Raw genomic sequence first — 9682 nt, 5'->3', positions numbered from 1 at the left:
GTATGAAGATTGCTGCTAAAAAGAATGGAAGTTTTGAGGCACTTCATAAGAATCAACCTATTATGTACACAAGCCTAGGTAGCAAGGCATATCAGAGTCCAACTGTACTTAGACAGGCAGATGGAGAGGGCTTTTACATGGTTGCAGCAGATGGCCCTTCTGGCAATCTGATTGTATACGAAAGTGATGATTTGATTTCATATAAGAATGAAAAATCAGTATCTACTGGTTCATCTGTTTCAAATGTAAAGCAGATTGAGGCTAAATATGATATGACTGATGAAAGATATGAAATCTATCTGAAGACAAATGATGGCACATATCTTGTAACATCAAAGGATATGGAAAGCTTTGACAAGGCAGTGCTAATTGAAGGCTACAGCTTTGAAGAAAAAAGTCTTGCACCAAAGGATGCTGTAAGCACAAGTATTCTAGGACTTACTAAGTCAGAATATGATAATCTTACAGAGAAATTTACCAATCCTTATAACACATCTCTTTCAAGCCTTCCTACAGATGAGATAAAGGTAGATGCTCTTACTTCAGAGGAAGAATTTAGAGAGATTCTTTCAAAGTATATTAAGAAGAACACTGTAAAGGCTGAGTATTCAGATGGAACAAAGAAGGAATATTCTCTTAGATTCACAGAGGATAGCATTGAAAATGTTGACCTTGAGCTTCCTGGCACCTACACACTTGAAGGTGTGATTGGCGGTTCTGGAAACTTTACAGACGCAGCTGACCCACTTGTTCCTGAAAGAGCAGATCCATATGTTGTTTATAACAAGGACGATGGATACTACTATTTCACAGCATCTTACCCAATGGTAGGAAGCGGCGACAAGGATGGTTACGACAGAATCATTCTTAGAAGAGCAAAGACAATTGCAGGTCTTCAGTCAGCTGAGGAGGTTGCAGTTTGGGATGAGAACACATCAAAATCTCTTGGCAGATTTATCTGGGCACCAGAGATGCACAAGATTGGCGACAGCTGGTATCTTGTTGCAACAGCAGGTCTTAACACAGGAAACGGCACTACCTTTAACATCAGACCATTTATGATTAAGTTTGAAGGTAACCCTAAGAAGGAAAGCATGTTAGATGCTGACAAATGGGGTGAGCCAGAGCTGGTTAAGCCAGTTAGCGGTGACAATGTATTAAATGCAATGTCACTTGATATGACATATTTTGAGGCAGATGGAAAGCACTATCTCATTTGGGCTGACGAGACAAAGAATTCTCAGAACCCAGATGGACTTAGCTACTTATTCATCGCAAGCATAGACCCTGAAAATCCTACACAGCTTACAAGCAAGGCAAAGCTTCTTACAAAGCCAGAATTTGCTTGGGAGCTTGTTAGATATAAAGTAAACGAAGGACCTGGAGTATTCAAAAAGGATGGAAAGGTTTACATGACCTTCTCTGCATCAGGTACAGGTTCTGAATATTGCGTAGGTCTTATGTATGCAGATGAAAAGGCAGATTTGCTTGATATTAACAATTGGACAAAGCTTCCTTATCCAATCCTTACAAGCTCTGACTTTGATGATGAGGTTTCAGGTCCTGGCCACAACTCATTTACCTATGATGAAAATGGAAATCTTGTAATTGTATATCACGCAAGAGAATCAAAGACACATGCCACTCATTCAGGTGACCCACTTTACGACCCATGCAGAAATGCATATGTAAAGACAGTTCTATTTGATGAGGATGGACTTCCAATCTTTAATCTTAGTGATACAGATTTCATCAAGGATGGAGATAAATTCAAGGTAAATGTTGTAGTTGAAGGTGAAGAGATAAAGGCTGAACCAGTTCTTCAGTATGACTTTAACGATGGTCTTACAAAGAACGCCATCAAGGATGCATCTGGAAATGGCAATGATGGTAAGGTTGTAAAGGGACAGGTAGTAGAGGACAAGGATTACGGCAAGGTTCTTTACTTAGACGGTGACACATCAGTTGGTGGTCACAATGCTTATCTTGAATTCCCTAAGGGATTCTTTGATGGCAGAGATAAGATGACTATTTCCTTCGATGTAAACGAGGTTACACGTACAGGAAATTACTTTACATTTACAGTTGGTCAGGATAATGCAAAGTATTTATTCTACAAAGCAATGCCAACAGCTGAAAAGCTTGCTATTACAAAAGAAAGCAGTGGCGGCGAAAAGAAGGTTGAGGCATCAGCTAAATATCCAAATACATCAAGAACCTGGATCAACATCACCATCGTAATGGATGGAAACAGGATGTCACTTTACAGAGATGGCAAGCTTATCGGTGTTAACAAAAACACAGGTGTTAAGGTTTCTGAATTAGGAGAGGATTTGTTAGGTTACCTTGGCAAGTCATTCTACTCAGGAGATGCTTATTTCAGAGGATATTTTGACAACGTAAAGGTATACGAAAGAGCCTACAAGGCAGATGATGTAGCACGACTTTACACAGCAGGTAAGGTTGCACGCTTACAGGAAATCGGTGATGTTGAATATGTAGCAAACAATTACGTGATTCCTGATATGAACAAAATCAAGGGTAACATTTCCCTTCCAGATGAGATTAATGGAGTATCTGTTTCATGGTCATCATCTGATGAAAAAGTAATCAGCACAAAGGTAAAGGCAAATAAGGGTTATGACAGCACCCCAGCAGGTGTTGTAACAAGACAGTCTGAGGACACAAAGGTAACTCTTACAGCGACCTTTAAGAAGAATGATGTATCAGTAACAAAGGCTTACGATTGTACAGTTGTTGCTGCACCAAAGGCTGTTGATGAATATGTAGGATATCTATTCGTTCATTTCACAGGAACAGAAGGGGCAGCTACAGATGAGCAGGTTTACTTCTCAGTTTCAAAGGATGGATTTAACTGGGAGGATTTGAACAACAACAATCCAATCATCGAAAGCACAATCGGTGAAAGTGGACTTAGAGACATGTACATTGCTCGTACTCCAGAGGGAGACAAGTTCTACATGATTTCTACAGATCTTAGCATCTATCATAACAGAGACTGGGGTCAGGCTGGTAGCAACGGTAGCCACAGCATTGTTGTTTGGGAATCAAACGATTTAGTTCACTGGTCTAAGCCATGGCTTGCAGAAATAGCTCCAGAAAATGCTGGATGTACATGGGCACCAGAGTTTGTCTATGACGATGTAACAGGTGAGTACGTTGTTTACTGGTCTGCAACAACACTTGAAGTAGATGAAAATGAAAAGATTACTCAGGATTATGAGAACCATGCAATCTACTATGCAAAGACTCGTGACTTTGTTCATTTCACAGAACCACAGCTTTATCACGAGGGCGGAAGAGATAAGAGTGGCAAGATAATTAAGGTAATCGATTCAACAATGATTAAGGGTAACGATGGCAAGTACTATCGTTACACAAAGAACGAGTCAAACGGCTCAATCAAGATTGACGTTGCTGACAACGTACTTGGTCAGTTTACAGATATCAGTTCTAAGTTCTTAGATAAGACATTACCTGGAAAGGTTGGTGCAGTAGAAGGACCTATCATCTTCAAGTTAAATGAGAAGAATGAAGAAGGTAAGGATCAGTGGTGCTTGCTCATCGATAGATTTGCAAGAGGACAGGGCTACTATCCAGTAGTAACTACAGATTTGGCATCAGGTGATTTTGAATTCGTATCTGATGATAAGCTCGGTTCATACAACAAGATTAAATATCGTCATGGTTACGTAATGCCAATAACAGCTGATGAATATTCAGCACTTACTGGAAGTGATTGGAATGATTTTGAGGATGCCGAGGAAGTTACATTAGAAAAGAGTAAATCAGGCAACCCAATGCTTGGCTTTGATGAAAATGGTGATGTGCTTTACGGTGGTGACCCATCTATCTTAGTTGATGGTGATACAGTATATGCTTACGTTGGCCACGACACTTCTACAACAGAAAGCTACAAGATGCCTGATTGGAGATGCTATTCTTCAAAGGATATGAAGAATTGGAAGTATGAGGGCGAATATCTTAACGATTCTGACATCAGCTGGGTACAGGATAAGAACAGTGCATGGGCTGGTCAGGTGGTTAAGTACGGTGACAAGTATTACTTCTATTATTGCTCAGAGGCAAAGAGCAGCTACGGCGGTGGCAAGTGCATCGGTGTTGCAGTATCTGATTCACCAACAGGTGGCTTTAAGGATATTGGACATCCACTTGTTAAGAATGTAGATACCTACAATGGTGTATCTACTTGGGAAGATATCGACCCAACCTTCTGGATTGAGAAGGATGAAAAGGGAGTAGAGCATAGAATCCTTGGATGGGGTAATGTTCGTTTCTTCAATTGCGAATTAAACGAGGACATGATTTCTATCAAGGATCAGGATGGTGATGAGGATAAGCTTTCAGTTGAGAAGGCATCTGACAAGAAGAATGCTGATATCAAGGTTGGTGTAATCAAGGGAATGCCTTCAGGACATCAGTATACAGAAGCTCCTTATTACTATAAGCATAACGTAAACGGCAAGGATCGTTACTACATGTTCTTCGCTTACGATTGGCGTGAGCAGATGGCTTATGCATATTGTGACAGCTTAGAAGATTTCCTTAACAATGAATGGACCTTCGGCGGCGTTGTTATGGAGCCTTCAGCTACATCTAACACAAACCACATGGCAGTATTTGATTTCAAGGGACACACATATTTCGTTTACCACGATGGAAGTCTTCCACACGGTAGTGGATTCAGAAGAGTTGCCTGCTGCGAGGAGTTTAAGGTAAATGAGGATGGCTCAATCCCATACATCAAAAAGACTGCAGTAGGTTTAACAGGAACAGTAAGCAAGATTTACGATTACTACAAGAATCCTATCTACGTTCAGGAGTTTGAAAACACATTAAGCGACAGCGACTATCCAATGACTGGAAAGAAGGTTGGCTGTGACAGCAAATATGATGGTGAAACTGCTGAATGGGAAATCAATCCTGGCAAGCTTAATAAGAACAATGAAGCTCTTGTTTCACTTGAATCAAATTACAAGCCAGGTATGTACCTTACAGTTGGCAAGGCTTTATCTGATGGAAGCTACAATCTTGTTCTTTCACAGGATGTAAATGGAACCACAGATGAAGCAAAGGCTATGACCTTCAGAACAATCAAGGGATTAAATGGTAGAGGCGTAACATTTGAAAGTGCTCTTTACCATGGCTTCTATATCGCTTCAGTAGGTGGCAAGCTCATCCTTACAGAAACACCTGATAAGAATGCAGCAAGCTTCAATACAGAAAAGATTGCTGAGGGCGGACAGATTGCAGCAGAGACTATCAAGTCAGCAAAGGTTCGCAAGACAGTAAGAATGTATGCAGTAGGCGAGACAGTTGAGGCTGATGATATCAGAATCAGAGCTACTCTTGATAACGGAAGCAAGGTAACAATCAAGGACGGTATTAAGCTTGACCTTCCAGTAGATGTAACAGCGGCTACAGGCAAGAAGGAGCTTAAGGTGACATATTCTTACATGGGTAATGAATACGAAGCAACAATTGTTATCAATGTAGTAGACAAGGATTACAAGGATTAGAAGCAAGGAGAATGATGATGAAAAATAAAAAGAAATTTTATGGGCTGATAGCTGGCGTCACTTTACTTGCTTTGGCTACACCTTTTGTAGGAGTAAGTATTGTAAAGGCTGATATGTTCCAGGGGTTAGTGGCATCCTATGACTTTGAAGATGGTATTGGTGATGCCAAGGCTATTGTAAAGGGTATGGGAGCCTATAATGGTGAAATAACATACGTAGATGGAATCAATGGCAAGGCTGTGGATTTCAACGATTTTGGTTTGGATCTTGGAAACAAGGTTAATGGAACCGACTTTACAATTACATTTTCTGTTTGCCCAGACAAATCTCAGGCTGACAATCAGGTAATGATGTTACTTGGTTACCATGATAAGGAGCACTGGCTGGCACTTTCAGGTGATGGCGCAGACCAGGAGTACAAGCTCTGGGGAAGAACAGATGGAGTAAAGACTATTGGAAATGCCAAGCCAATGAGCTGGACAACAGTAGGTAATCCAACAGTTCCAAACGGTGTTTGGTCACAGGTAGCACTTGTTGGTACTGATGGTAACATCACCATGTATGTAGATGGTGAAAAGGTTGTAAGTGGCATCTCTAACAATCCATTGGGAAGTGAAAACGATTCTATCCTTTTTGGTGCTAACAATTGGGATGCATGCTTTGATGGAAAGGTTGATGACATCAAAATCTACAACAAGGCTATGAGCGAAGGTACTGTTGAGGAAATTGCAGAGGCTTTTAAAGAAAGCAGAGTTCAGCGTAGCTTAGAGCTGGCATGTAGTTTTGATGCAATAGGGGGCAGCAACACAGAGGCAGGTCAGATTAGATATGACCTTTCACTTCCTACATCACTTCTTGGAAGCAACATTACATGGAAGTCATCTGATGAATCAGTGATTTCAAATAAGGGTGTAGTTACTATCGATGATAAGAAGCATGACATTACCCTTACAGCTGACGTAAAGGTTGATGGTGTAAAGGGACATGTAGAGCTTAAGCTTGTAGTTGACGCACTTGATAAAGCAGCATTAAACGCACTTATCGAAACTGCTGAGGGTTATGACCTTTCATTTATGACAGAGGAATCTGCAGATAGACTTCGCAGTGCTATTGCAGAAGCAAAGGCTGCAACATCCTTCGATGAGATTGACAATGCAACACTTCACATTGAAAGCTCAATCAAGGCACTTACACCAGCAGATGAGTACGAAGACCCATTTGATATGATTCCAGAATCAAAGGTTGAATTAACCATGAAGCCAGGTGAGGAGCAGGTATTATTCGTTCTTCCAGATGCTATCGAAAAGATGGTTAAGGTAGAGTATACATCTAATGATGAAGCAGTAAGCTTTGAAGCTGGCAAGGCTAAAGCAATTGCAGTTGGAAAGGCTATTGTTACAGCAAGGGTTACAGCCGTTAGCGATGGATTTGCTATGGATTATTCTACAGCAGTAAAGGTTGCTAAGGATGAGACTGTTACACCAGCACCAAGCGGTGGCTCAAGCTCAGGCGGAAGCTCAAGCTCAGGTGGTGGTTCAAGCTCAAGCAGCGGCTCAGGCTCTTCAAGCAGCACTGGTTCAGGTGCAGCAGCAACTACTCCAGTTGTCGCTGGCAATACTGGTGCTCAGGCACAGATTCCTGATGCTCAGGTTCCTGCAGCAGGCGGCAACCAGTCTACAAAGCCTAAGAATGATAAGGTAGATACTAAGACTGAAGATTCTGATGAGACAATTGTTGAGGATGAAGTGGTTGATGAAGCTTCTGATGATGTGGTAGATGAATCAGAGGAGACAGTAGATGATACTACATCAGAGACAACAATCTCAGATGAGCAAACACCAGAAGCCGGACAGTCTTCTGGAACAAGCCCGGTTGTTGTTATAATTGCAGCTTTAGTTATTATAGGTGCAGCAATTCTTGCAATCCTAGCCAAACTTGGAATCCTAAAACTATAAATTCTATTTAATTAATCGGACTGTGGTCTTTTTAGACCACAGTCCTTTTTTAGGCTTCCCCTTTAGTAGGGGGAAGCTGTCAGCGCAGCTGACTGATGAGGGTATGCTAAGTGCATGCTAAGTTATACCAAGTATATGTTTTTTTCATTTATTTTTTTCTCCCAATATTTTTCTCTATTTTCTAGTTTACGAACCCACTATTTGGTGTTAATATAAATTGGGTTAAATTTTAGTTATAGTAGTTATTGTTTATATAGAAGGAGTTATACAATGAGAAAGACAAAGATTATTTGTACAATTGGACCAGCTTCCATGAACGAGGAAACCCTTACAGCAATGGCAAAGGCTGGTATGAATGTTGCCCGTATGAATTTCTCTCATGGCGACCATGAGGAGCAGGGTATGAAGATGGACTTAGTTAAGAAGGTTCGTAAGAAGCTTAACCTTCCAATTGCTATTCTCCTTGATACAAAGGGACCTGAGTATCGTATTGGTACATTTAAGGATGGTTCTGTTACAGTTAAAGAAGGTGACACATTCACATTTACAACAGATGATGTTGAAGGTGATGAGACACGTGTATCAGTTAGCCATAAGAAGCTACATGAGGATTTATCTGTTGGTGATACACTTTCAGTATGTAACGGTATCGTATTTTTTGAGGTTACAGAAATCAAGGGTCACGATGTTATCACAAAGTGTACATCTGGCGGTACTATGTCAAATAAGAAGTCTATGAGCTTCCCTAACAAGGTTATGTCTGGCCCATACCTTTCAGAGCAGGACAAGAAGGATATCTTATTCGGTATCGAAAATGACATTGACTTTATCGCTGCTTCATTTGTTTCAACAAAGCAGGATATGATAGAACTTAGAACATTCCTTGACGAGAACGGTGGTAAGGATATCGTTGTTATCGCTAAGATCGAGAATCAGCCAGGTGTTGATAACGTTAAGGAAATCCTTGAAGTTGCTAATGGTATCATGGTTGCTCGTGGTGACCTTGGTGTTGAGATTCCATTCGTTAATCTTCCAGCAGTTCAGAAGCAGCTTATTTCTACAGCACGTGCACTTGGTAAGAGTGTAGTTACTGCTACAGAGATGCTTGAGTCTATGATTTCTAATCCACGTCCTACACGTGCAGAGATTTCAGATGTTGCTAATGCTGTATATGATGGAACTAGTGCAATCATGCTTTCAGGTGAGAGTGCTCAGGGTAAATACCCAGTACAGGCAGTTGCAACAATGGCAGAAATTGCTGAAACAACTGAGAATGATATTAATTACGAGGGACGTTTCCACAAGGAAGAAATGGAAATTTCTTCTACAGCAGATGCTGTTTGCCATTCAACATGTTCTATGGCTATTGATGTTAATGCTAAGGCTATCGTTGCCTGCACAATGTCTGGTTACACAGCAAAGCGTGTAAGCCGTTTCCGTTGTCCAGTAGATGTTATTGCTATGACAACTGATAAGAAGGTTTGGTTAAGACTTGCTCTTAGCTGGGGTGTTACACCAGTTCTTGTTGATAAATTTAAGTCACTTGATGTTATGTTCTACCATGCTACAAAGCGTGTACAGCAGATGCTTGAGCTCGAAAACGGGGATATGGTAGTACTTACAGGTGGTCCTATCGATGGTACTGTTGGTAATACAAACACAATCAAGGTTGAGACAATTCAGTAAATACGGAAGGCTTCTTCCTTTTAGTGAAAGAGATGCAGTGGATCTTTGTTTTACACCAACTAAAGGGGAAGCTGTCATAGCTAGTGTACGTTGAATAATTGGTATAAGCAGGTGGCTGTTTTGGAGAGTATTGAACGGGAATACTTTTCACAGACTATTCACACTATTTACACTACTTTGACAAAATTTTCAGTTAATATATACTCATCTCGAAAGAGATACAATTTTTTCATAACATTATTCTCCCTTTTGAAAGAGACGCTCCGCTGGCGTCTCTTTCGTATTATATAGGTTCTTTGCGGATTTTTTCTTTTTCTTATTAATCCCACGTTATATTTATAAGTGCAAAATGTACTAAGGAATAGTTTGATAACATTATAAAAATATCCAATATTAATAAATATTATTAAAGTATAACATATTGCTTGCAATTTGATTATTTGCCCTTTATAATCTTGCTTGTTTTTGTGAATTAATTGT

At 40.4% G+C, this 9682-nt stretch carries 3 protein-coding genes; all 3 read left to right on the top strand.

Features of this window, described 5'->3' with window-relative positions:
* Positions 1–62 precede the first annotated feature (62 nt).
* Positions 63–5561, top strand: a complete 5499-nt coding sequence (locus tag IJ535_RS08440; RefSeq protein ID WP_294301267.1) for a family 43 glycosylhydrolase — start codon at positions 63–65, stop codon at positions 5559–5561.
* A gap of 17 nt (positions 5562–5578) precedes the next feature.
* Entirely contained in the window at positions 5579–7516 is a 1938-nt protein-coding gene (locus tag IJ535_RS08435) for a LamG domain-containing protein (RefSeq protein WP_294301265.1), read from the top strand.
* A 270-nt stretch (positions 7517–7786) separates the two neighbouring features.
* Positions 7787–9202, top strand: a complete 1416-nt coding sequence (gene pyk, locus IJ535_RS08430) for a pyruvate kinase (RefSeq protein ID WP_294301263.1) — start codon at positions 7787–7789, stop codon at positions 9200–9202.
* Positions 9203–9682: the final 480 nt, after the last annotated feature.

The sequence above is a fragment of the Pseudobutyrivibrio sp. genome, assembly GCF_017471675.1.
Lineage (GTDB): Bacteria > Bacillota > Clostridia > Lachnospirales > Lachnospiraceae > Pseudobutyrivibrio.
This window is presented reverse-complemented; position numbering and strand designations above follow the sequence as displayed.

Bases quoted from the DNA above. Each gene is read 5' to 3' on its own strand.
- IJ535_RS08440 (WP_294301267.1), top strand. From the start codon at position 63: ATGTACACAAGCCTAGGTAGCAAGGCATATCAGAGTCCAACTGTACTT.
- IJ535_RS08435 (WP_294301265.1), top strand. From the start codon at position 5,579: ATGAAAAATAAAAAGAAATTTTATGGGCTGATAGCTGGCGTCACTTTA.
- pyk (WP_294301263.1), top strand. From the start codon at position 7,787: ATGAGAAAGACAAAGATTATTTGTACAATTGGACCAGCTTCCATGAAC.